At 67.4% G+C, this 22,561-nt stretch carries 19 protein-coding genes and 1 riboswitch; of the genes, 13 read left to right on the top strand and 6 right to left on the bottom strand.

The genetic code is table 11. The features are described 5' to 3' along the window. The first annotated feature begins 240 nt into the window (after window positions 1–240). Both BN2156_RS05105 and BN2156_RS05100 read left to right on the top strand, forming a co-directional pair. Window positions 241–876: a fatty-acid--CoA ligase gene (locus BN2156_RS05105; RefSeq protein WP_090510938.1), complete on the top strand. Its 636-nt coding sequence runs from the start codon at window positions 241–243 to the stop codon at window positions 874–876. Beyond that, window positions 876–1,091, top strand: a complete 216-nt coding sequence (locus BN2156_RS05100) for a (2Fe-2S)-binding protein (RefSeq protein ID WP_003881965.1) — start codon at window positions 876–878, stop codon at window positions 1,089–1,091. The genes BN2156_RS05105 and BN2156_RS05100 overlap by 1 nt, the downstream gene beginning before the upstream one ends. On the opposite strand, the gene BN2156_RS05095 is transcribed toward BN2156_RS05100, so the two are convergent. After that, a complete protein-coding gene (locus BN2156_RS05095; RefSeq protein ID WP_090510936.1) occupies window positions 1,088–1,843 on the bottom strand; it encodes an enoyl-CoA hydratase/isomerase family protein in 756 nt (251 codons plus the stop codon). The genes BN2156_RS05100 and BN2156_RS05095 overlap by 4 nt on opposite strands. Window positions 1,844–1,899: 56 nt before the next feature. Beyond that, window positions 1,900–2,613, bottom strand: a complete 714-nt coding sequence (locus tag BN2156_RS05090) for an EthD domain-containing protein (RefSeq protein WP_090515493.1) — start codon at window positions 2,611–2,613, stop codon at window positions 1,900–1,902. 84 nt (window positions 2,614–2,697) lie between these two features. On the opposite strand from BN2156_RS05090, the gene BN2156_RS05085 reads away from it, so the two are divergent. After that, on the top strand, window positions 2,698–4,725 hold the full coding sequence (locus BN2156_RS05085) for an FUSC family protein (protein ID WP_090510934.1): 2,028 nt from the start codon (window positions 2,698–2,700) through the stop codon (window positions 4,723–4,725). A gap of 1 nt (window position 4,726) precedes the next feature. Here BN2156_RS05085 and BN2156_RS05080 read toward each other — a convergent pair whose 3' ends face one another. Then, window positions 4,727–5,356 carry a PaaI family thioesterase gene (locus BN2156_RS05080; RefSeq protein ID WP_090510933.1) on the bottom strand — a complete coding sequence of 210 codons (630 nt, stop codon included), beginning with the start codon at window positions 5,354–5,356 and terminating at the stop codon, window positions 4,727–4,729. A gap of 14 nt (window positions 5,357–5,370) precedes the next feature. Between BN2156_RS05080 and BN2156_RS05075 the strand changes: the two genes are divergently transcribed. From BN2156_RS05075 to BN2156_RS05065, 3 genes are read left to right on the top strand one after another with little or no spacing between them, the layout of a single operon-like run. Next, window positions 5,371–7,122 (top strand): tetratricopeptide repeat protein, encoded by a 1,752-nt coding sequence (locus BN2156_RS05075; RefSeq protein WP_090510930.1) that lies wholly within the window; start codon window positions 5,371–5,373, stop codon window positions 7,120–7,122. A 36-nt stretch (window positions 7,123–7,158) separates the two neighbouring features. After that, a complete protein-coding gene (locus BN2156_RS05070; protein ID WP_090510928.1) occupies window positions 7,159–7,638 on the top strand; it encodes a nucleoside deaminase in 480 nt (159 codons plus the stop codon). Next, the gene (locus tag BN2156_RS05065; RefSeq protein WP_090510925.1) at window positions 7,631–8,938 is read left to right on the top strand and encodes an alpha-amylase family protein; all 1,308 of its coding nucleotides are present in this window, start codon (window positions 7,631–7,633) and stop codon (window positions 8,936–8,938) included. Before BN2156_RS05070 ends, BN2156_RS05065 begins: the two co-directional genes overlap by 8 nt. Here BN2156_RS05065 and BN2156_RS05060 read toward each other — a convergent pair. Next, window positions 8,922–9,359 (bottom strand): DUF1810 domain-containing protein, encoded by a 438-nt coding sequence (locus BN2156_RS05060; RefSeq protein WP_090510922.1) that lies wholly within the window; start codon window positions 9,357–9,359, stop codon window positions 8,922–8,924. The two genes, BN2156_RS05065 and BN2156_RS05060, sit on opposite strands and share 17 nt — an antisense overlap. A gap of 61 nt (window positions 9,360–9,420) precedes the next feature. On the opposite strand from BN2156_RS05060, the gene BN2156_RS05055 reads away from it, so the two are divergent. The 4 genes from BN2156_RS05055 (at window position 9,421) to BN2156_RS05040 (ending at window position 15,760) form a co-directional block, all read left to right on the top strand. Further along, window positions 9,421–11,574, top strand: a complete 2,154-nt coding sequence (locus BN2156_RS05055) for an adenylate/guanylate cyclase domain-containing protein (RefSeq protein WP_210436572.1) — start codon at window positions 9,421–9,423, stop codon at window positions 11,572–11,574. Next, window positions 11,571–12,971: a mechanosensitive ion channel family protein gene (locus tag BN2156_RS05050; RefSeq protein ID WP_090510917.1), complete on the top strand. Its 1,401-nt coding sequence runs from the start codon at window positions 11,571–11,573 to the stop codon at window positions 12,969–12,971. The genes BN2156_RS05055 and BN2156_RS05050 overlap by 4 nt, the downstream gene beginning before the upstream one ends. 161 nt (window positions 12,972–13,132) lie before the next feature. After that, the gene (locus BN2156_RS05045) at window positions 13,133–14,128 is read left to right on the top strand and encodes an esterase family protein (protein WP_090510914.1); all 996 of its coding nucleotides are present in this window, start codon (window positions 13,133–13,135) and stop codon (window positions 14,126–14,128) included. A gap of 78 nt (window positions 14,129–14,206) precedes the next feature. After that, window positions 14,207–15,760 (top strand): molybdopterin-dependent oxidoreductase, encoded by a 1,554-nt coding sequence (locus BN2156_RS05040; protein ID WP_235625208.1) that lies wholly within the window; start codon window positions 14,207–14,209, stop codon window positions 15,758–15,760. On the opposite strand, the gene BN2156_RS05035 is transcribed toward BN2156_RS05040, so the two are convergent. Together BN2156_RS05035 and BN2156_RS05030 are read right to left on the bottom strand one after the other, a co-directional pair. Beyond that, a complete protein-coding gene (locus tag BN2156_RS05035) occupies window positions 15,747–15,947 on the bottom strand; it encodes a hypothetical protein (RefSeq protein ID WP_090510909.1) in 201 nt (66 codons plus the stop codon). The two genes, BN2156_RS05040 and BN2156_RS05035, sit on opposite strands and share 14 nt — an antisense overlap. A gap of 31 nt (window positions 15,948–15,978) precedes the next feature. After that, on the bottom strand, window positions 15,979–16,905 hold the full coding sequence (locus tag BN2156_RS05030) for an NADP-dependent oxidoreductase (protein ID WP_090515491.1): 927 nt from the start codon (window positions 16,903–16,905) through the stop codon (window positions 15,979–15,981). A gap of 69 nt (window positions 16,906–16,974) precedes the next feature. On the opposite strand from BN2156_RS05030, the gene BN2156_RS05025 reads away from it, so the two are divergent. The 3 genes from BN2156_RS05025 to cycA all read left to right on the top strand — a co-directional run bounded on the left by BN2156_RS05025 (window position 16,975) and on the right by cycA (window position 22,550). After that, entirely contained in the window at window positions 16,975–18,243 is a 1,269-nt protein-coding gene (locus BN2156_RS05025; protein WP_090510907.1) for an HNH endonuclease, read from the top strand. Window positions 18,244–18,339: 96 nt separating this feature from the next. Further along, complete coding sequence (gene lon, locus BN2156_RS05020) at window positions 18,340–20,667, top strand: endopeptidase La (protein ID WP_090510904.1); 2,328 nt, start codon at window positions 18,340–18,342, stop codon at window positions 20,665–20,667. A gap of 155 nt (window positions 20,668–20,822) precedes the next feature. Further along, a riboswitch (glycine riboswitch) is annotated at window positions 20,823–20,921 on the top strand. Between the two features lie 162 nt (window positions 20,922–21,083). Beyond that, entirely contained in the window at window positions 21,084–22,550 is a 1,467-nt protein-coding gene (gene cycA, locus BN2156_RS05015) for a D-serine/D-alanine/glycine transporter (protein ID WP_235625207.1), read from the top strand. The last annotated feature ends 11 nt before the right edge of the window (window positions 22,551–22,561 follow it).

Here is a 22,561-nt window from a genome sequence, read left to right as displayed (position 1 = left end):
GTCACTCCTAAGCACCTTGAGGGCTGGTCAAGTGTTGCCGTTTGCCGTGCACATCCAATCTAGTCCAGAAAGCACGCCGCGGCGCAATGGTTCTCAGCCAATTCGGCGTGTTCTTGGGACTTGTCGGACCGGCCGACCCAACCGGACCGAGGCGTGGCCACGAAGAGTGGACTGGCTGTCCTAACTAAGGTTAGACTGCGCTAATCTCTTGCCGCACCGCGAAAGAAAGGCCGGTAACAAATGAGTGAGTACGATTTGCACTCGCTCATCCTTTCTTGCGATTTCCGCGTCGACGATGTCGATCAAATGTGGAAATGGATGAAGAAACACCGGTCCGGCCTATTGTCGATCGGCGCCCATCATGTGGTGCTGTATAAATCAATTTGGGAACCCGGCCGCGTATTGGTGACGATCGGTATCCGGCACGCCCGGTCCATCCGCGACGTGCTGCGGTCGCCGGCGATTTTCGAATGGTTCGATATTTCCGGCGTCGAAGATATTCCACCGATATTCGGTGGCGAAGTGGTGGAGAAGATCGATCTGACCGAGCCGTCCCCGGAGGGGCATGTGGCCGGGGTGGTCGTGGGCGCCGTGGCCACCGTCGACGACGTGCCGACCCTGATGCGCAAGGTGCACGACGGTCTCGACCGCTTCGAGCAGAGCGGCATCCGCAAGATCTGGGTCTATCAGGCGCTCGACGACGGCCAGGAAGTGATGATCCTGCAGGAGGTCTCCGACGAGGTCAGCGCCCGGCAGTGGATCGACCACCCCGACGCGGCCGCCGAGTGGATGGCCACGGCCGGATTCGGCGCGTACCCCAGCCTGTTCGTCGGCAAGTTGGCCCACATCATGAACGTCGACGAGCAGGACGACTGATGTTCGTCTGCCTGTGTACCGGGGCGACCAGTCAGGTCGTCAACGAGATCGTCGAGTCCGGCGCCACCACCTCCAAAGAGGTGGCCGAGGCCTGCGGGGCGGGTGCCGATTGTGGACGTTGCCGGCGCACGATCCGCGCCATCATCGCCGCCCACCAGGCAGCTGAGGGCTGCCCAACCCAGTTCAACGGTTGCCCGTCCCGGGCCACCCGCTAGCGCTTGCGGTCGGCGAACTGGGCCAGCGCGTCGACATTGGCCGCCGCACCCACCAGTTCGACGAACAGCGCCTTCTCCCGCTCCACGGCCGCCGAGATCGCATCGCGGATCGGGGCCACCATGGCCTGCTTGACGGCGACGAGGCTCGAAATCGGCTTGGCCGCCAGGATTTCGGCATGCCGGCGAGCCTCGGCCAGCAGATCATCGGGCTCGCAGACCTTCCACACCAGACCCATCTGTTGGGCCTCGGTCGCGTCCACCCACTCCGAGGACATCAGCAGCCAGGCGGCATTCTGCCTACCCAGCAGCCGGGGCATCAGGTAGGACGAGGCCGCCTCGGGCGCCACGCCCAGGCTGGTGAACGGACACTTCAAGCGCGCCGAGGACGACATGAACGCCAGGTCTGCGAAGCCGAGGATGGTCGCACCGATGCCCACGCCGACCCCGTTGACCGCACAGATCAACGGCTTCGGGAAATCCGCGAGCACTTCGAGCATCCCGTAGAACCCGTGCTCACCCGGGGTGGATTCCGGGTTGGTGATGCGCTCCTGCATCTCGACGAGGTCGTTGCCCGCGCTGAATCCCCGGCCGGCCCCGGTCAACAGCACCACTGCGACGTCGGGATCCTCGGCGGCCGCACGCAGGGCGACGGTCGTCGCGTCGTACAACGCCTCGTTGAACGCGTTCAGCGCGTCCGGACGGTTGAGGGTCAGCGTGCGAACCCGGTTGTTGTCCTCGATCAGCAGGGTCATCTCTCACTCCTCGCGTGCGCGCCGTGACCGCTGCAGCCTAACTAGAACACGTTCCACTATCCCCGCCCGGGTGCACCGAACGGACTCGAGTAGACGTAGCGACTGGTCGGCACGGTGTCGATGTTGCTGCTGGCGCCGAACGCGTCGGTACTGGCGACCATTCGGCGCATGCGATCGGCCAGATCGTCATCATCGGCCGCACCGAAGAACGCATGCAGATCCGACACCGCCGCCTGGCGGAACAACTCCTCCACGATCCCGTCGATCTGCGGCGCACCCTCGGTCAGGGCACGGACGACGGTGTTCTGGGTGTAGCCGAACGTGTCCTGGGTTTCGATCGCCACCGAGGTGTGGTCGAGGTGCCAGCGGTGCAGCCAGGTGGCCTCGTCGAGATCGGCGGGCCGACGCAGCAGCGCGATGTTGGCCAGGCCGTCGGTCCGCTCCCCCGGCCCGGCCTGCGGCCCGGGCAACGGAACCGATTCGGTCACTAGATATGCGGCAAGCGAATCACATTCGGCGGCAAGCACTTCCAACGCCTGCCTAACCTGTTCGCCGTAATATTGCTGCACCCACAGGCTGACGACGGCGACCACCGGCGGGTCCAGCGTCGTCAACGTCATCAACGACTCGCGCACCTCATCGTCACGGACATTGACCGTCAGGCCCGGCAGCCCGAGCGCCAGCAACTCGTCGGCGATGCGGGTGCGCAGCCGCTCACACCACTGCTGGTCCGATTGCGGGGCGCGCAGTAGAACGATGACTTTCTCCACGGTCGAAGAACCTACCGGCGCACCGATCCGCGCCACGCGGGACGGTTGGCACACATGCGGCCCGCTCCGAGTGAGAATGGTGGGGTGCACACGGGCGGACAGGCAGCCGACGCGCTTCGGCTGAGCACCCCCGACGCCGGCGCGGTGACCCGCAGCCTGATCGGCGTCCTGGCGGTGACGGCCATCGCCCTGGCGTTCGGCTCCGGCGCGACCGCGATGTGGACACTGGGCGGCGGCGTCATCGCCGGCGCGATCGCGCTGCAGCGCAGCCCCGGCGGACGGGTCCCCCTGGTGGTCACCGGCTCCGTCGAACTGGCCATCGCCGTGCTGCTCGGAACTCTCGCCGGCGGGCACAGCCCGGTATTCATCGCCGCGGTGGCGTTGTGGTGCTTCGCCGCGGGCATGCAGTGGTCGCTGGGGGCCAACGCCGGCCTGGTCGCCTCGGCTGCCAGTGCCCTGCTGGTGCTGGCACCACCGGTCGCACCGACCCTCGGCCAGACCCTGCTGGCCCCGACCCTGGTCGTCATCGCCGGTGTGGTGCAGGCGGTGCTCATCGCGGTCTGGCCACCGCGGCGCTGGCGTGCCCAGCGTGACGGACTCACCCGGGCCTACCGCTCCCTGGCCACCGATTCCCGCAACGTCGCGGCCAACAGCGCTGCCGATGTCGACGACGCACCGCTGACCTGGCTGCGTGAAGTGTTCGCCGACAGCCAGGTGAGCCAGCGGCCGCGGGCCTACCACGGTGGATACCGGCTGCCCGAACGCCTCGCCGGCACCCTGGCCTCACTGCATGCCACCGCCGACCGCGAGAAGTCCGCCGACGAATCCGCCGCGGACGGGGCTGCCGACGGGCTGCCGCAATTGCTGACCGCCGCGGCGGTACTGCTCGACGCCATCGCCGATCACGGGCACACCGCGCGCCGGGACGCCGAACATGCCCTGGTGCGCGTCCACACTGCCGCGGCCGCCGTGACCGGGCCCGAAGCGGCGCTGGCACAACGATTCTGCGAACAACTGCGCGAGGCCGCGGTCCTGCGGTTCGGTCAGCTGCACCGGCCCGACCTGATCGGCTCGCTGTCCTCGGCACCGGCCGTGGTCCGCTCCCACCTGACCTGGACCTCGCCGATCCTGCGCCACGCGATCCGGCTCTCGGTGACGACAGCACTGGCCGTCGCGGCCGCCCGCTACAGCGGACTTGAGCACGGCTACTGGATGCCGCTGGCCGTCGTGGTGGTGCTCCGGCCGGAAACGGCACACACCTACACCCGTTGCGCCGGGCGCATGGCCGGCCTGGGGGCGGGCATCGTCGTCGGCTCGATCATCACGCTGGTCTGGCAGCCCGGACCGATCGGCTCCGCGGTGTGCGCGCTGGTGTTCGTCGGACTGGCCTACGGCGTCGCGCAATTCGGGTACCTCGCGATCGGCGCGGCGGTGGGCACGATCGTCATGTTCGCCGTCGGGGTGAGCGCGTCGGAGCCCTGGTCCGGCAACGCCGACCGGCTGTTCGCCGTGATGATCGGCGGCGCCCTGGCCGTGATGGCCCACGTGGCGCTGCCCGACCACGCGATGATCCGGCTGCGCCAGCGCGCCGGGGAGCTGCTGATGACCGAGATCGACTACGCCGCGCTGGTGATCAAGGCATTCGTGCACGAGGTCGACCACCCGGCCGAGATCCTGTCGGCGGCCTGGCAGCGGGCGTTCCGCGCGCGGGCCGCGTTCGAGGCCGCCTGGGGCGCCACCAGCCTGGACCCCCCTGTCCTGCGGCGGTGGCTACGGTCCTACCGCACCGCGCTGAACTCGGTGACCAGTGCCTGCACCACGCTGGAGAACAGCCTGCCGACCCATCCGTCCTCGGCCCTGCACGGCGAGTTCATCGCCGCGGTGGACGATTACGTGGAGGCGCTGCGTGGGGCGCCGCCAAGTCCGGCCGTTCCGTGGAGTCTCGACACCGCCGAGCTGTCGACCGCGCTGCGCCGCGTGCACAACGTCGCCTCGACTCTGTCCGCCGACAACGGTGCGGCCCGCATCCTGATCGGCGAACTGACCACGATCACCCGCAGCCTGGAAGAGATCGCGATCGATCGGGTGGAGCCGGCAGGCGACTCGCGCTAGCTCAGGCGCGCGCCCATTTCGGCAGGATGAAGACCCCTTCGGCCTCGGCGGTGATTCCATCGGCATCTGAAACGTGGCCAGAGGCAAACGCTTTGATTCCGTCGGTGCGGGTGATACGCCCCTCGGCATGCAGGTCACCCAGCGGCGTCGCCCGCAGGTAGCGAATGGTCAGGGTGCCGGTGAACCGCGGGCGATCCGAGTCGCTGGCAGCCACCTCCCCCAACACGTGATCCAGCACCATGGCGACCATGCCGCCGTGCACGTGGCCGGGCGGCCCCTCGTACGGGGCGCCCAGGTGAAAGTCGGTGTGGACGCCGCCGTCCGCGTCCTTCACCATCACCAGCGGCGGCGCGATCGGATTGCGGATACCGATCGCCGGGTTGCCCCACGGCATCCGGTCCCCGTCAGAGGTGAAGCGCACCCCGAACGGGCCGTCGATCTGCTTGGCCCGCAACCGCGCTGTCGCGTCGTCGATCTGGGCCCGCACCGCGGCGACCTCGTCCGCGTCGACCTCCGAACGAATGCTCGCTTCGATCAGCTCCCGCACCGAGTCGGCCAGCGGCGACCACACCTCCCGCAGACGCTGCACATCTGCAGAGCTGAGACCCTCGACATAGGTGTAACCCGCCATGCCAGCACTAGAACATGTTGTGTGCACCGCTGTCGAGCTACCCCGAGTGCGGTTCAGCCACTAACGTCAGCACCGTGACCGATCCCGCTCAGGCCGAACCCTATTACCAGCTCGGGAGCTACCACCGGCCGACGGACACCCCCTCACCGCCGGCGCAGACCTGGTTCGACCGCGGCATGGTCTGGTCATATGCGTTCAACCACGAGGAGGCGGTCCGGTGCTTCGAGCGTGCGCTGGAGCTCGACCCCGATTTCGCGCTGGCCCGCTGGGGTGTCGCCTACGCCGTCGGCCCGAATTACAACAAGGCGTGGGACGCATTCGACCCGGCCGATCTGAGCACGTCGCTGGCCCGGGCCCGGACCGAGCTCGAACGTGCCACCGCAGGCCGTGCCTCGACAGTGGAACGCGACCTGATATCCGCTCTGCGCAAGCGTTTTCCGACCGCCGACCCCGAGGACGCCGAATCCCTGACCGCCGGGCACGCCGCCTACGCCGACGCGATGACGGCGCTGGCGGCGGCCTACCCCGACGACATCGACGTGCAGACCCTGGCCGCCGATGCCCTGCTCAACGTGACCGCGTGGGCGTTGTGGGACGGCCGCACCGGGGAGCCCGCGCCGGGATCGCGTGTGGTCGAAGCGAAACGGATCCTCGACGCGGCCCTGGCCACCGTTGCCGGCCGGCAGCACCCCGGGGTCCTGCACCTGTACATCCACGCGATGGAGATGTCGACGACGCCGCAGGCGGCACTGCCCGCTGCCGATCTGTTGCGCGGACTGGTCCCAGACGCCGGGCACCTGCAGCACATGGCCAGCCACATCGACGTCCTGTGCGGCGATTACCGCAACTCGGTGACGGCCAATCTAGCTGCGGTACATGCTGACCGGAAGTTCGTCGAGCGCGAGGGCGCACTCAACTTCTATTCGCTCTACCGGGCGCATGACCTGCATTTCGTCGTGTATTCGGCGATGTTCGAGGGCAGTTCGCAGATCGCGCTGGCCGCCGCCGAGGAGCTGGCCGCCCAACTGACCCCCGAGGTGCTCTCGGTCCCCTCACCGCCGATGGCCGACTGGCTGGAGGCGTTCGTTCCGCTGCGGGTGCACGTGCTGGTGCGGTTCGGCCGCTGGGACGACCTGATCGCCGAGGAGCTGCCCGCCGATCCCGAGCTGTACTGCACCACCACCGCGACGATCCACTACGGCCGAGGTGTCGCATACGCCGCCACGGGGCAGGTGGCGCACGCCCGCGCCGAGCAGGAGAAGTTCCTGGCCGCCTACCGGCGCATCCCCGAGACGCGCTACCTGTTCAACAACACCAGCCTGGACATCCTGGCCATCGCCGAACAGATGCTGAACGGTGAGATCGCCTACCGGGAAGGCGATTACGACACGGCATTCGCTCATCTGCGCCGGGCCATCGAACTCGATGACGCGCTGCCCTACGACGAACCCTGGGGGTGGATGCAGCCGACCCGGCATGCCTACGGCGCACTGCTGCTCGAACAGGGTCATGTCGAGGAGGCCGCCCGGGTGTATGCCGCCGATCTGGGCCTGGACCCCACGCTGAGCCGGTCGAGCCACCATCCGAACAACGTGTGGAGCCTGCACGGCTACCACGAGTGCCTTCGCCGATTGGGCCGCGACGCCGAAGCGGTCATCATCGGGCAGCAACTCGAGTTGGCGCTGGCCCGCGCCGACGTCGCGGTCCAGGCCTCCTGCGCCTGCCGCCTCGACGTGGCGGCACATCCCTGTTGCAGCGGCGACTGAACCTGCCGAGGCCGGCACGGGCGTAAACTCGCCTCCGTGGCCATCACCGAAGACGACCTCGATCAGCTGCGCAAATGTGTCGAGTTGGCCCGCGAAGCTCTTGACGGCGGCGACGAACCGTTCGGATCGATACTCGTCGACCAGGCCGGTACGACGGTGTTCAGCGACCGCAACAGGGTCAAGGACGGGGACGCCACCCAGCATCCCGAATTCGCCATCGCCCGTTGGGCCGTCGAGCACCTGAGCCCGCAGGACCGGGCCCGCGCCACGGTGTACACCTCCGGCGAGCACTGTCCGATGTGCTCTGCCGCGCACGCCTGGGTGGGTCTGGGCCGGATCGTCTACGCCACCTCCTCGGCGCAGCTCAGTGGCTGGTTGTCTGAGTGGGGCGTGCCGGCCCCGCCGGTGGCTCCCCTGCCGATTACCACGGTGGCCCCCGGCGTCGACGTGGACGGACCGGCGCAGGAGCTGGCCGAGACCATGAAAGACCTGTACGCGGCGAAGTTTCGTGTCTGAGCCCGGCTGGGTGGCACATGCCATCTGGTGGCAGATCTATCCACTGGGTTTCGTCGGCGCCTTTCCCGCCGACCGGCCACCGACCACCGACGAACACCGGCTGCGCCGGGTCGTCGGCTGGCTCGATCACGCTGTGCAACTCGGGGCCTCCGGCATCGCCCTCGGCCCGATCTTCGCGTCACGCACCCACGGCTACGACACCACCGACCACTTCCGCATCGACCCGCGCCTCGGTGACGACGACGACTTCGACCACCTGGTCACCGAGGCCCGCCGACGCGGGCTACGCATCCTGCTCGACGGCGTGTTCAACCATGTGGGCACCGACTTCTCCGAGTACCGGCAGGCGCTCGACGGCGGGCCTGACCACCCCGCCTCGAAGTGGTTTCGGCGGCGCGGCAACGCATCTCAATTCGACACGTTCGAAGGGCACGGTGAGCTCATCGCGCTCAACCACGACGAGCCAGCCGTCGTGGATTACACCGCCACGGTGCTGCGGCACTGGTTGAGCCGTGGCGCCGACGGGTGGCGCCTCGACGCCGCCTACGCCGTGCCCGACCGGTTCTGGGCACAGGTGCTGCCGTCGATACGTCAGGAGTTCCCCGACGCCTGGTTCGTCGGCGAGGTGATCCACGGCGACTACACCGCGACGGTCCGCGCCGCCACCTTCGACTCGGTGACCCAGTACGAGCTGTGGAAGGCGATCTGGAGCAGCCTCAACGACGGCAACTTCCACGAGCTGGACTGGGCGCTCAAGCGGCACAACGACTTTCTCGAGACATTCGTACCGCTGACCTTCGTGGGCAACCACGATGTCACCCGCATCGCGAGCCAGCTGCGCAATCTCGCCCACCTCGAGCACGCGCTGGTTCTGCTGCTGACCACCGGTGGCACCCCGAGCATCTATGCCGGCGACGAGTCGGCCTACCTCGGGGTCAAAGAGGAACGCCGCGGCGGCGACGACGCGGTGCGGCCGGAATTCAACACTGCGCCAGAAGATTCCGATGCCCTGCGACTGCATCAATATCTGATCGGGCTGCGCCGCCGGCATCCGTGGCTGCACACCGCGAGGACCTCACCGCTGCTGCTGACCAACACGCAGTACGTCTACCGGACCGGCGCCGGTGCCGAGTCGCTGATCGTCGCGCTCAACATCGACGACGCCCCGCTGCCGGTGTCGTTGGCCGATCTCGGGGTGCCCTCGGGACAGGTGGTCGCCGGATCGGGCGCACCGCCCCAAGACAACATCAGCCGAACGGTGGTTCCTCCGCACGGATGGTTGATCATCCTGCCGCACTGAGCATTTCCAGGGTCCGCGGATCGGGCTGCCCGTCGTAGAGCTTGTCCAGCACGGCTTGGAATTCGGCTTGCTCGGCAGGATCGGCGACGGCGGCGAACAGTGTCATCGACGAGCGCACCTTGAGGCAGTCGGGCCATCCGAAGATCTGCTCGGCCGTCCGTCCCTCGATCTGGGCCACCAACCGCGCGCATTCCCGCAGCCGCTGCCGCAGCGTGGGGTGGGCCAGGTAGGCGCGCGCCTCCCGGCGCGACGCGATGCCGAAGTGATCGGCGGTCGTACTGTGACCCAACCCGCGCAGCTGCGGAAAGATGAACCAGATCCAGTGGCTGCGCTTGCGGCCGTCGCGCAACTCGTTGCACACCTCGGCGTACACCCCGGCCTGGGCGTCGACGAACCTTCGCAGGTCGAACGGATCGTTCATACCTCAAGTTTGTCGCGCAACCTCACGCAAGACATCGCGACAAGCTAATCTTCGGGATTCAATGAGTACAACTGTCGACGTCGAGCGCGTCGCTCCGGCCAGAAGCGCGCGTCGGCGCGTCCTCTCGCGAATCAGCATTCAGTCAAAGCTGCTGGTGATGCTGCTGGTGACCAGCATTCTGTCGGCTGCCGTCGTCGGCGCCATCGGCTACCAGTCCGGCCGGTCGTCCCTGCGCCAGTCGGTGTTCGACCGGCTGACCGAGGTCCGGGAGTCGCAAACGCGGCAGCTGGAGTCGAAATTCGCCGACCTCGAGGATTCCCTGATCGTCTATACCCGGGGGACGACGACCATCGAGGCCGTCGAGGCGTTCTCCGGCGCGTTCGGTCAGCTCAACAACTCGACGATCAACCCGCAGCAGTGGCAGTCGATAGTCGACTACTACGACGACCAGTTCAAACCGAACGAACAGAAGCAGACGGGCGACACCGTGGACGTGTCACGGCTGCTGCCCACCTCCAATGCGCAGAAGTACCTGCAGGCGTACTACACGGCACCGGTCGCCGACCCGGAGAAAGCGATCCAGGTCGACGATGCCCGTGACGGCAGTGCGTGGTCGGCCGCCAACGCCCGGTTCAACGACTTCTTCCGGGAGATCGTCGAACGCTTCCAGTTCGAGGACGCGCTCCTGCTCGACACCGCAGGCAATGTCGTCTACACCGCATACAAGGGCATCGACCTCGGCACCAACATCGTCACCGGCCCCTACCGGCAGAGCCTGCTGTCGGACGCGTACGAGAAGACGCTGGCGTCGAACGCCGTCGACTACGTCGGGGTCACGGACTTCGGTGACTACCAGCCCGCCGACGAGCCCACCGCCTGGATGCTGGCACCCGTCGGTCCGCCCGGCCGGGTCGAGGGCGTGCTGGCCCTGCAGTTCCCGATCTCCAAGATCAACCGGCTCATGACTGCCGACAAACAATGGGAAACCGCCGGGATGGGTTCGACCGGCGAGACGTTCGTGGTCGGCCCCGACGGTCTGATGCGGTCGGATTCGCGGTTGTTCCTGGAGAACCCGCAGAGGTTCGAACGGGACGTCGTCGATGCCGGAACCCCGCCGGCGGTGGCGGCGAAATCGCTCCGTCAACACGGAACCACGCTGGTGCAGCCGGTGGAGACGACCGCCACCCGGTCAGCCCTGCGCGGTCAGACCGGCACCGTGATCGAGGACGACTATCTCGGTAACGAGACGCTGCAGGCCTACGCCCCGGTCAATCTGCACGGGCTGAACTGGTCGATCATCGCCAAGATCGACACGGCCGAGGCGTTCGCCCCGGTCGCGACGTTCACCCGCACGCTGGTGTTGTCGACCGTCGTCATCACGTTCATCGTGTGTCTGGCCGCGATGATGTTGGCCCGGTTGTTCGTCCGTCCGCTGCGCCGGCTCGAAGCCGGCGCCCAGCAGATCGGCGCGGGTGATTACGACATCTCGCTGCCCGTGCAGTCGAGGGACGAGTTCGGTGATCTGACAACAGCCTTCAACGACATGAGCCGCAACCTGGCGATCAAGGAAGATCTGCTCGCCGAGCAACGCCGGGAGAACGACCGCCTGCTGCGCACGCTCATGCCGGAATCGGTGGTGCAGCGCTACCGGGACGGCGAAGAGACGATCGCGCAGGACCACCACAACGTGACGGTCCTGTTCGCCGACACGGTCGGGCTGGACGAGCTGACATCCGGCATGCCGTCGGAGGAAGCGCTGGCGATCGTCAACCGGTTGGTTCACCAATTCGACGCCGCCGCAGACGATCTGGGCGTTGAACGGGTCCGCACGCTGCGCAACGGCTACTGGGCCAGCTCCGGGCTGAGCGTTCCTCGCCTCGACAATGTCCGCCGTACCGTCGACTTCGCGCTGGAGATGCAGCGCATCATCGAGCGGTTCAATACCGAGGCGGGCACCGCACTGAAGCTGCGTGCGGGCATCGACACCGGCGCGGTGAGCAGCGGCCTGGTCGGGCGTTCCAACCTGGCCTACGACATGTGGGGCTCGGCGGTCAACCTCGCCTACCGGGTGCAGCGGGGCTCGCCGCAACCGGGGGTGTACGTCACCGAGCGGGTGTTCGATGTGATGGGCGATACCCGCGATCTCGAACCGGCGGGCACGGTGCTGGTCGACGGCGCCGACGAGCCGATCTGGAAACTGCAGGACCGACGATGACCGGCGTGCTCGACGCACCCTGGTTCTTCTGGGCGATCGGTGTCGCGGTCGGATTTCCGCTCTGTCTGGTCCTGCTCACCGAACTGCACAGCGCACTGCGCCGCCGGGGCAGTTTCCTGGCCGGGCCGGTGCACCTGGTCCGCACCTACATCCTGCCGCTGGGCGCGCTGCTGATCCTGCTGATCCAGGCGATGCAGATCTCCGGGGAAACCACGCCGGTGCGGATCGTGTCGACGGTGTTCGGTTTCGTCGTGCTGGTGCTGTTGCTGTCCGGACTCAACGCCACCCTGTTCCAGAGCGCCCCGGAAGGCAGCTGGCGCAAACGAATTCCGTCGATCTTCCTCGATGTCGCCCGGTTCGCGCTCATCGCGATCGGCATCGGTTTGATCTTCGCCTACATCTGGGGTGCCAACATCGGCGGGCTGTTCACCGCCCTGGGCGTGTCCTCGATCGTGCTGGGCCTTGCCCTGCAGAATTCGGTCGGCCAGATCATCTCCGGTCTGCTGGTGCTGTTCGAGCAGCCGTTCCAGCTCGGCGACTGGGTCGATGCGCCGTCGGCGCGCGGGCGCGTGGTGGAGGTGAACTGGCGCGCGACGCACATCGACACCGGCAGCGGCCTGCAGGTGATCCCGAACTCCGTGCTGGCCGGAGGATCGTTCACCAACTTGAGCCGCCCGCAGGGCGCGCACACCATCTCGGTGATCACCGTGTTCGCCGTCGACGATGCCCCCGACGAAGTCAGCCGCGTACTCAACGACGTCGCCCGCCGACTGCCCCAATTACGAAGCGACGGCAAGGTTTCCACCGTGGCGGCCGGCTCGTTGCAGTACAAGACCATGATCCCGCTGCATTCGCCCGCCGACGATTTCGCCGCCCGCTCCACGTTCCTGCGCTGGACGTGGTACGCCTCGCGGCGTGCGGGCCTGCATCTGGACGAGGCCGAGGACGAGTTCGCGACCACCGAACGCGTCGAGCAGACGCTTCGGCTGATCGCACCAACGCTGCGCCTGAGCCCGGAGGACCAGCGGGAGTTGCTGCCGCACGCTCGCCTCACCCGGTACGGCACCGACGAGGTGCTCCAGGTCGTCGGTCAAGTTCCCAAGAAGATGACGTTCATCGTCGCCGGCACGGTGCAACTGGCCGCCCCGGGCGCAGACGATCTGGTCGTCCCAGTGCTCACCTTGGAGCGGGGCGATGTCCTCGGCCAGACGACACTGACTCGCGAACCGATCATCACCACGGCCTACGCGTTGACCGAGGTCACCGTCGCGCAATTCGACCGCGAGTGCATCGAGGACCTGGTGGCGCGCAAGCCGGTGCTGCTGCAGGACATCGGCCGGGCGATCGAGGAGCGCCGGGCCAACGTCAAGCAGGCGCTCACCGCGGTCGGACGCTGAGGTCCACGCCGAGGGTCTCGGCGCCGAGTTCCAACCGTTAGTAAACCGCGATCTGCATGTGCGGTGTTGTTACGCGTGTGACTGATGGGACGCGTGTTTCACTACCGAGGCAAGCGGCAAACTGCTTGGGATACGTGCAGAAAGGACGGTTGGTTGCCGTTATGAAGTTCCTCAACAAGATTCGCGGAGCGTGGACGCGCCGACTGGCGGCGGGGGCAATGGCAGCCGCCACCCTGCCCGCGCTGATCGGTCTCGCAGGAGGTTCGGCGACCGCTGGCGCATTCTCCCGTCCGGGGCTGCCGGTCGAATACCTGGACGTGTTCTCCCCGTCGATGAACCGCAACATCCGCGTCCAGTTCCAGGGCGGCGGACCGCACGCGGTCTATCTGCTCGACGGGCTGCGGGCGCAGGACGACTTCAACGGCTGGGACATCAACACCCCGGCATTCGAGTGGTACAACGGGTCGGGCCTGTCGGTGGTCATGCCGGTCGGCGGCCAGTCCAGCTTCTACACCGACTGGTACCAGCCGTCGAAGGGCAACGGGCAGGACTACACCTACAAGTGGGAGACCTTCCTGACCAGCGAGCTGCCGACCTGGCTGGCCGCCAACCGGGGCGTGTCGCAGACCGGCAACGCCGTCGTCGGCATCTCGATGGCGGGCAGCGCGGCGCTGACCTACGCGATCCATCACCCCCAGCAGTTCATCTACGCCGGAACGCTTTCGGGCTTCCTGAACCCGTCCGAGGGCTGGTGGCCGATGCTGATCGGGCTGGCGATGAACGACGCCGGCGGATACAACGCCGAGAGCATGTGGGGTCCGTCGACCGACCCGGCGTGGAAGCGCAATGACCCGATGGTCAACATCAACCAGCTGGTCGCCAACAACACCCGCATCTGGATCTACTGCGGCACCGGAACCCCGTCGGACCTGGATGCCGGAACCAACGGTGGAAACCTGATGGCGGCCCAGTTCCTCGAAGGACTGACGCTGCGCACCAACGTCACCTTCCGGGACAACTACATCGCCGCCGGTGGCACCAACGGCGTGTTCAACTTCCCGGCCAACGGCACCCACGCCTGGGGCTACTGGGGACAGCAGCTGCAGCAGATGAAACCCGACATCCAGCGGGTGCTCGGCGCACAGTCCGCCACCTAGAGATCCACTCAATCAGGGAGCCTGCCGTCACCCCCGACGGCAGGCTCCCTGCTCTGTACCGGTAGTAGGTTGGTGACGATGGCTCAGTCGTCGGCGGGGTCCTCGCCGAATGCCCGGATGCTCGGCGGAGTTGCTGCCGCCGCGGTCTCGCTCGGCGTGGCCGCGATCGTGGGCATCCCGTTCCCGCCGCACGCCGATCCCCGCGACGCGATCGGCTCCGCGATCGTCGACCACACCCCGGGTGCGGTCAAAGAGTTTGTCATTCAAGCCCTGGGCAACCTGGACAAGCTCTTCCTCGCGGTGGTCGTCCTGGTGGCGATCGCCGCCATGGCCGCCATCGCCGCTACCTACGAAACCCGGCGCCGTCCGGTCGGCAGCGCGATCTTCGTCGCCGCGGGCCTGCTCGGCTGCGCCGCCGTGCTCACCCGGCCGGGCGCGACACTGCTCGATGTGGTCCCCACGGTGGCCGGCACCGCGTGCGGCGTTGCGGTGCTGCGCCTGCTCGCGCTGCGGCTGTGGAGGGGCCCCGACACCGGGCAGGCCGAGGGGCGCGACGAAATCGACGCCACCAGAAGGATGTGGCTGACCACCGCCGGTCTGCTCGGTCTCGGGGTGGCCAGCGGGCTTCTCGGCGTCGTGGCCCACCGGGTGACCAGTTCCGTAGCGGCAGAGCGCGACACCTCGGTGATCCCCCCGCCGCGCGTGCCCGCCCCGCCGATACCGGCCGGCGTGCAGCCCAAAGGCGTTGCGCTGCCCAGTTTCATCACCGATGCCGCGGACTTCTACCGGGTCGACATCGCCCTGAGTGTCCCCCAGTTGAGCCGCGACGAATGGCGCCTTCGCATTCACGGCATGGTGGACCGCGAGATCACCTACAGCTTCGCCGACCTGGATCGATTCGAAGTGGTCGAAAAGGCGGTGACGCTCACCTGCGTGTCCAATCCCGTTGGTGGCGAATACATATCGACGGGAATGTGGACCGGGTATCGACTGCATGACCTACTGCGGGCGGCTGGGGTGTCCCCCGATGCCGACATGCTGTTGTCGAAGTCTGTCGACGGATTCACCGTCGGGACCCCGATGGAGGCGCTCGGTGACGGGCGCGACGCGATGTTGGCCATCGGCCTCAACGGGCAACCGCTACCCGTCGAACACGGCTATCCGGCCAGGCTGGTGATGGCCGGACTCTACGGCTACGTGTCGGCCACCAAGTGGGTCACCGACCTCGAACTGACCCGCTTCGACCGGGCACAGGCGTATTGGACCAGACAGGGTTGGGCGCCACGCGGGCCGATCAAGACCGAGTCACGCATCGACGTGCCGAAGCGCGGCCAGAAGGTGCCGGCGGGGGCAACGACGTTCGGTGGCGTCGCCTGGGCACAGAATCGCGGCGTGCGCGGTGTCGAGGTCCGAATCGACGACGGCCCATGGCAACCCGCCCAGCTCGGTGATGCCTACTCCGACCAGACCTGGCGGTTGTGGAGCTTTCCCTGGCAGGCGAGCAGCCCGGGCGGGCACACCATCACGGTGCGGGCGACCGACAACACCGGGGCCGTCCAGACGTCGGACGAGACGCCGACGGTTCCCGACGGTGCCACCGGGTGGCATTCGGTGAATTTCACCGTGACTTGAGTTTGCGCCAACTCACGGCCGCGACCGCCACGCCGATCACCGCGGTGATCGGGCCGATGATCGACCAGGTGGTGGTGTTGCTCATCGGGCTGCCCTGCAGCACACCGAATCCCTGCAGCGCCCAGATCAGACCGAACAGCGCCACGATCACACCGACCGCGAAGGTTACGACGAATCCCCTGTTCATAGTTGGATGCTACGTGGCACCGACGGCGAGGTCAGGGGCGAAGCACCAATTTCCCTCTGGTGTGGCGCTTTTCCAACTCGGCATAGGCCGCCTGGACATCATCGAGGGCGAACACTTTCGCGATCGGCACCTCCAGTTCACCGGCGGCGGCCAGATCCGCCAACTCGCCGATGATCGCGATATCGGCCCCCTCGGCGTTGCCGGCGCCCTGCACACCGAATTCCTCGATGGCAGCGAAATCGATGATGGTGTCGACCCGTTCGGGTGCGACACCCAACTCCTCGACGGCCAGCTTCACGTAGCCACCGCCGAAGAAGTCGAGGAACGCGTCGATGCGGCCCGACGCGGACGCGACGCGCAGCCGGGCCGCCAGGTCGTCACCGTAGTTCACCGGCGGCACGCCGTGCCCGGTCAGCCATTCGTCGTTCGCCGGCCCGGCGATACCGAGCACCGTGGCGCCGGCCCGCTTGGCCAGCTGCACCGCGATCGTGCCGACACCACCCGCGGCTCCGGCGATGGCGACGGTGTCGCCCGGTTCCAGCTTGACGGCGCGGACGGCCGCATAGGCGGTGGTACCGGCGACATACAGCGATCCCGCCACCTCCCATGACAGGGTGGGCGGCTTGGCAGCCAGCTGGGTGGCCGGCACCGTCACGTATTCGGCGTGGCTGGCGCGTGCATCGGTGTATCCGAGCACCTCGTCACCGACCTCGAACCCGCTCACACCGGGTCCGATCTCGGCCACCACACCCGCGAGGTCGCTTCCCTGCCCCGAGGGAAAGGTGGCCGGGAACCGGTCGTGCAGCGCGCCACGACGGATCATCGCCTCACCCGGATTGATCGCCGCGGCCCTGACTTCGACCAGTACCTCGCCCGAGGCCGGGACGGGCCGCGGCACATCGCGCACCTGCAGGACGTCGATCGCGCCGTATTCATCGAATTGCACTGCCTTGCTCATGTCCCGTACGACGATCCCGTCGGCAGAAACATTCCGCATGTGTCACATCCACCGTGTAGTATCGCACATATGTTCGAATTGTTCGCGAGCGTTGATCCCGACGCCGGTGAGGCGGCCCTACGGGATCGCATCGCCGAACTCGAACGCCTCAAGTCGGCGGCCGCAGCCGGACAAGCCCGCGCCACCGCAGCCCTCGACCGCGCCCGCCGCGCCAAAGAAGCCGCCGCCGGGGTACCCGCCGCGCGCCGTGGCCGCGGACTCGGTTCGGAGATCGGACTGGCCCGCATGGACTCGCCCGTCCAGGGCAACCGCTACCTTGCCCACGCCCGCATCCTCGTGCACGACCTGCCCTACACCCTGGCCGCGCTGGAATCGGGGGTGCTCACCGAATCCCGCGCCCGGCTGATCGCGCGTGAGGCGGCCTGCCTGTCCCCCGCCGACCGGCGGGGCCTCGATGAACAGCTCTGTGCGGACCTGACCGAGCTGATCGGCCTCGGCGATACCCGCCTCACCAGTGGCGCCAAAACCATTGCCTACCAAATCGATCCAGTGGCCGTGATCGAGCGGGTCACCAGAGCTCCCGCGGATCGCAACGTGACGTTCCGGCCGGCCGCCGACAACATGGCCATCGTCACCGCCCTGCTGCCCGCGACCGATGCCGCGTCCGTGCGCTACGCGCTCACCGAAGCCGCCGATCGCTGCACCGACGGCCGCAGCCGCGGTCAGACCATGGCCGACACCTTGACCGCCCGCGTCTCCGGTGGCGATATCACCACACCGGTCCCCGTCGCGGTCAACCTCGTCCTTTCCGACGACACCCTGCTCGGCGGCAGCACCCAACCCGCCCACCTCGAGGGCCTCGGCCCCATCCCGGCCGCCGCAGCCCGACGCATGATCGGCGACGCACTGGCCGATAAGAACTCCTGGGCCACCCTGCGACGCCTCTACGCCACTCCCGACACCGGAGCACTCGTCGCGATGGAATCGCGCTCCCGGCGCTTCCCCAAAGGCCTCGCCCGGTTCATCGCCACCCGCGACCAAACCTGCCGCACCCCCTACTGCAACGCCCCGATCCGGCACATCGACCACGTGCGGTCCCATCACCGGAAGGGACCGACCTCCGCGGCCAATGGCGAGGGATTGTGCGAGCACTGCAACTACGTCAAAGAACACCCCGGGTGGAAAGTCCGCACCCGCACCGACAGGTCGGGTCGCCACACCACCGAACACATCACGCCCACCGGCGCGGTGTACCGCTCCACCGCGCCGCCACTGCCGGGAGGCCTGCGGGTACTGACCCGGGAAATCCATATCGTGACGAACAGGGCCGCCGCCTAGCCCCGTTCACTCACGGCGAACTCAGACGCCACAGCGCCGGGGAACAAACACGGGCCGGCCAAGGTTGAGCGCATCAGACTGAACTTTGGAGGTTTGATGCCTGAACCAATTGCAGTGCCCATTCTGTTCTTGAGTGAGCCGATCGTCCTGCCGGGAATGGTGGTGCCCGTCGAACTCGACGACGCTGCCCGCACGGCCGTCGATGCCGCTCAGGCCAGCGATTCCGGCAAGCTGCTGATCGCGCCCCGCCTGGACGATCGCTACCCCACCCACGGGGTGATCGCATCGATCGTGCAGGTCGGACGCATGCCCGGCGGTGCCGAAGCCGCCGTCGTCCGCGGTGAACGCCGCGCACACATCGGCTCCGGAACCACCGGACCGGGTGCGGCCCTATGGGTCGAGGTGCAAGAAGCCGCCGAGACCACAGATTCCACGACCGACGAGACCAAGGCCTTGGCGGCCGAATACAAGAAGCTGCTGCTGGCCATGCTGCAGCGGCGTGAGGCCTGGCAGATCGTCGACGTGGTCAACAAGATCACCGACCCGTCCGCCCTGGCCGACACCGCCGGGTACGCCTCGTATCTGACCGACGTGCAGAAGCGTCAGCTCCTGGAGACCGAGGACGCGGCCGAACGGCTGCGCGTGCTGATCGACTGGACGGGCGAGCACCTGGCCGAGGTCGAGGTCAACGACAAGATCGCCGAGGATGTCCGGGCCGGCATGGACAAGCAGCAGAAGGAATTCCTGCTGCGCCAGCAGTTGGCCGCCATCCGTAAGGAACTCGGCGAAGGCGAACCCGAGGGCTCCGACGACTACCGGGCCCGGGTCGAAGCGGCCGATCTGCCCGAAAAGGTCCGGGAGGCGGCGCTGCGCGAGGTCGGCAAGCTGGAACGCTCCAGCGACCAGAGCCCTGAGGGCGGCTGGATCCGGACCTGGCTGGACACCGTGCTGGACCTGCCGTGGAACGTGCGGACCGAGGACTCGACCGACCTCAAGGGCGCTCGCGACATTCTGGATGCCGACCACCACGGGCTGGACGACGTCAAGGACCGCATCGTCGAATACCTGGCCGTCCGGGCCCGTCGCGCCCAGCGCGGCATGGCGGTCGTCGGCGGCCGCGGGTCGGGTGCGGTGATGGTGCTGGCCGGGCCGCCCGGGGTCGGCAAGACCTCGCTGGGTGAGTCCGTCGCACGTGCGCTGGGCCGCAAGTTCGTGCGGGTCGCCCTGGGCGGCGTGCGCGACGAAGCCGAGATCCGTGGCCACCGGCGTACCTACGTCGGCGCACTGCCGGGCCGAGTCGTGCGGGCCATAGGCGAGGCAGGTTCGATGAATCCCGTTGTGCTGCTTGACGAGATCGACAAGGTGGGCTCGGACTACCGTGGCGACCCGTCGGCCGCGCTGCTGGAGGTGCTGGACCCGGCGCAGAACCACACGTTCCGCGACCACTACCTGGAGCTGGACCTGGACCTGTCCGATGTGGTGTTCCTGGCGACGGCCAACGTCATCGAGAACATCCCGTCGGCGCTGCTGGACCGGATGGAGCTGATCCAGCTCGACGGGTACACCGAGGACGACAAGGTCGCGATCGCGCGGGACTACCTGCTGCCCCGGCAGGCCGAGCGGGCGGCACTGACCGAGTCCGAGGTGGCGGTGACCGATGCGGCGTTGCGCAAGATCGCCGCGGACTACACCCGCGAGCCGGGCGTCCGGCAGTTCGAACGGTTGCTGGCCAAGGCGTTGCGCAAGGTGACGACGAAGCTGGACTCGACAGAGTCTCCCATCACGATTGACGAGCCGAATCTGGTTGAGTACCTCGGCCGTCCGCGGTTCACCCCGGAATCCACCGAGCGCACCGCGGTGCCGGGTGTGGCGACCGGCCTGGCCGTCACAGGCCTGGGCGGCGACGTGCTGTACATCGAGGCCAACTCGAACGACGGCGAGTCCGGGTTGAAGCTGACCGGTCAGCTGGGCGACGTCATGAAGGAGTCGGCGCAGATCGCGCTGTCCTACGTGCGGGCCCACGCCGAACAGCTGGGCGTCGACCCCACGGCACTGGACCGCCAGATCCACGTCCACGTGCCCGCGGGCGCAGTGCCCAAGGACGGTCCTTCGGCCGGCGTCACGATGGTGACGGCACTGGTGTCGATGGCCACCGGACGACAGGTGCGCGGCGATGTCGGCATGACCGGTGAGGTCACGCTGAACGGTCGGGTGCTGCCTATCGGCGGCGTCAAGCAGAAGTTGCTGGCCGCACAGCGGGCCGGGCTCAAGACCGTGTTCATCCCGGCGCGTAACGAGCCCGACCTGGATGAGGTCCCGGCCGAGGTGCTGGAGGCTTTGGAGGTCAAGCCGATGACCGACGTGGCCGACATCATCGCGCAGGCGCTGGAGCCGGTCGCCACGGCGGCCACCGCTGCCGCCTGACATCGCGAGCGGCCGTGTCTGTACTCACTCACACGTACAGGCACGGCCGCTCGGCATGCGGGGCCGACTATGGGGGTGCGCAATCCGCACTCGGCTGCTAACGTGACGCGCGGCACATTCCGGGGTTCGGAGTGGCTCACAACTTAAGACGCCGTTGAGTCGCGGCGGGAGAGTCCCGCCCCATCCAGCCGGCGGGCGCCGCAGGAGCAAATCCTCCCCAGGAATCTCTCAGGCCCCGGTATCGCCGCGACTAGGCACCTCTGGAAAGCAGTCGGCCACACCAGGACCGGCTCACCGAAGGGGCAGGTGAAGCGCCGAGCACGGCGGTTCGTGAAAACTCTCAGGTTGAAAGCGACAGAGCGGGGAGGCGCCCGCCGTCCGCGCTCCCCATGGCGCCTGAGATCCTTGAGGCTGTTATGTCCCAATCCAGTGATCTGTCCGCTGAATCAGCGGAATCGCCCGCAACGTCCGATCAGCCGCAGCACCTCTCCCGCCAGCTGTCCAACCGGCACATCCAGCTGATCGCGATCGGCGGTGCGATCGGAACCGGCCTGTTCATGGGCTCCGGCAAGACCATCTCGCTGGCCGGCCCGTCAGTGCTGTTCGTCTACATGATCATCGGCTTCATGCTCTTTTTCGTGATGCGGGCGATGGGCGAGCTGCTGCTGTCCAACCTGCATTACAAGTCTTTCGCCGATTTCGCCGCCGACCTGCTCGGGCCGTGGGCGGGGTTCTTCACCGGCTGGACGTACTGGTTCTGCTGGATCGTCACGGGCGTCGCCGACGTGGTGGTGATCGCCGGCTATGTGGCCTTCTGGTGGCCCGACCTTCCGCTGTGGATCCCGGCGCTCGCCACGGTCGTGGTGCTGATCGGGCTCAATCTGCCCACCGTGCGGGCCTTCGGTGAGACCGAGTTCTGGTTCGCCCTCATCAAGATCATCGCGATCGTGACGCTGATCGTGATCGGCCTCGTCATGATCTTCACCAGCTTCGAAGCGCCCAGCGGCGCCCAGGCCTCCTTCGCCAACCTGTGGAACGACGGCGGGTTCTTCCCCACCGGCCCAATGGGATTCGTGGCGGGCTTCCAGATCGCCACCTTCGCGTTCGTGGGCATCGAACTGGTGGGCACGACCGCGGCCGAAGCCAAGGACCCCGAGCGCAACCTGCCCAAGGCGATCAACTCGATCCCCGTGCGCGTCATGCTCTTCTACGTCGCCGCCCTCACCATCATCATCGCGGTCACGCCGTGGCGCGAGATCGACCCCAAGCTCAGCCCGTTCGTGGCGATGTTCAGCCTCGCCGGCCTGGGAATCGCCGCGTCGGTGGTCAACTTCGTGGTGCTGACCTCGGCGACGTCGTCGGCCAACTCCGGAATCTATTCGACGTCCCGGATGGTCTACGGGCTGGCGACCGAAGGTGACGCCCCGAGCCTGTTCAGCCGGCTCACGTCACGGCGCGTGCCCGCCAACGCGTTGTTCCTGTCCGGCGTGTTCCTGCTGTCGGGTGTGGTCATGGTGGCCGCGGGCGACTCGATCGTCGCGGCCTTCACCCTGGTCACCACGATTTCGTCGCTGTGCTTCATCTTCGTCTGGACGATCATCCTGATCAGCTACCTCGTGTACCGGAAGCGCAGGCCGGAACTGCACGAGGCGTCGAAGTTCAAGATGCCCGGCGGCGTGGTGATGTGTTACGTCGTGCTGGCCTTCTTCGCCTTCCTGATCGTGGCGTTCGCGTTGAAGGAAGACACCCTGCAGGCCGAGCTGGTGACTCCGGTCTGGTTCCTGGTACTGGGAATCGCCTGGCTGGTGCTGCGCCGTCGCCCGCAGCATCTGGCCCGGGAAGCCTCGTTCCGCGCCGAACTCGAGTCGACGGATTCCGACTGACGCTCGGTAGT

This window comes from Mycolicibacterium neworleansense (assembly GCF_001245615.1).
GTDB lineage: Bacteria > Actinomycetota > Actinomycetes > Mycobacteriales > Mycobacteriaceae > Mycobacterium > Mycobacterium neworleansense.
The sequence above is the reverse complement of the archived record's forward strand: the minus strand, read 5'-3'. Positions and strand labels throughout refer to the sequence as shown.

What these genes read in the sequence shown, in the direction of transcription:
- BN2156_RS05105 (WP_090510938.1), top strand. Translation starts at nt 241, where the DNA reads ATGAGTGAGTACGATTTGCACTCGCTCATCCTTTCTTGCGATTTCCGC.
- BN2156_RS05100 (WP_003881965.1), top strand. Translation starts at nt 876, where the DNA reads ATGTTCGTCTGCCTGTGTACCGGGGCGACCAGTCAGGTCGTCAACGAG.
- BN2156_RS05095 (WP_090510936.1), bottom strand. Translation starts at nt 1,843, where the DNA reads ATGACCCTGCTGATCGAGGACAACAACCGGGTTCGCACGCTGACCCTC.
- BN2156_RS05080 (WP_090510933.1), bottom strand. Translation starts at nt 5,356, where the DNA reads ATGGCGGGTTACACCTATGTCGAGGGTCTCAGCTCTGCAGATGTGCAG.
- BN2156_RS05075 (WP_090510930.1), top strand. Translation starts at nt 5,371, where the DNA reads ATGTTGTGTGCACCGCTGTCGAGCTACCCCGAGTGCGGTTCAGCCACT.
- BN2156_RS05060 (WP_090510922.1), bottom strand. Translation starts at nt 9,359, where the DNA reads ATGAACGATCCGTTCGACCTGCGAAGGTTCGTCGACGCCCAGGCCGGG.
- BN2156_RS05055 (WP_210436572.1), top strand. Translation starts at nt 9,421, where the DNA reads ATGAGTACAACTGTCGACGTCGAGCGCGTCGCTCCGGCCAGAAGCGCG.
- BN2156_RS05050 (WP_090510917.1), top strand. Translation starts at nt 11,571, where the DNA reads ATGACCGGCGTGCTCGACGCACCCTGGTTCTTCTGGGCGATCGGTGTC.
- BN2156_RS05045 (WP_090510914.1), top strand. Translation starts at nt 13,133, where the DNA reads ATGAAGTTCCTCAACAAGATTCGCGGAGCGTGGACGCGCCGACTGGCG.
- BN2156_RS05040 (WP_235625208.1), top strand. Translation starts at nt 14,207, where the DNA reads ATGGCTCAGTCGTCGGCGGGGTCCTCGCCGAATGCCCGGATGCTCGGC.
- BN2156_RS05035 (WP_090510909.1), bottom strand. Translation starts at nt 15,947, where the DNA reads ATGAACAGGGGATTCGTCGTAACCTTCGCGGTCGGTGTGATCGTGGCG.
- BN2156_RS05030 (WP_090515491.1), bottom strand. Translation starts at nt 16,905, where the DNA reads ATGAGCAAGGCAGTGCAATTCGATGAATACGGCGCGATCGACGTCCTG.
- BN2156_RS05025 (WP_090510907.1), top strand. Translation starts at nt 16,975, where the DNA reads ATGTTCGAATTGTTCGCGAGCGTTGATCCCGACGCCGGTGAGGCGGCC.
- lon (WP_090510904.1), top strand. Translation starts at nt 18,340, where the DNA reads ATGCCTGAACCAATTGCAGTGCCCATTCTGTTCTTGAGTGAGCCGATC.
- cycA (WP_235625207.1), top strand. Translation starts at nt 21,084, where the DNA reads ATGTCCCAATCCAGTGATCTGTCCGCTGAATCAGCGGAATCGCCCGCA.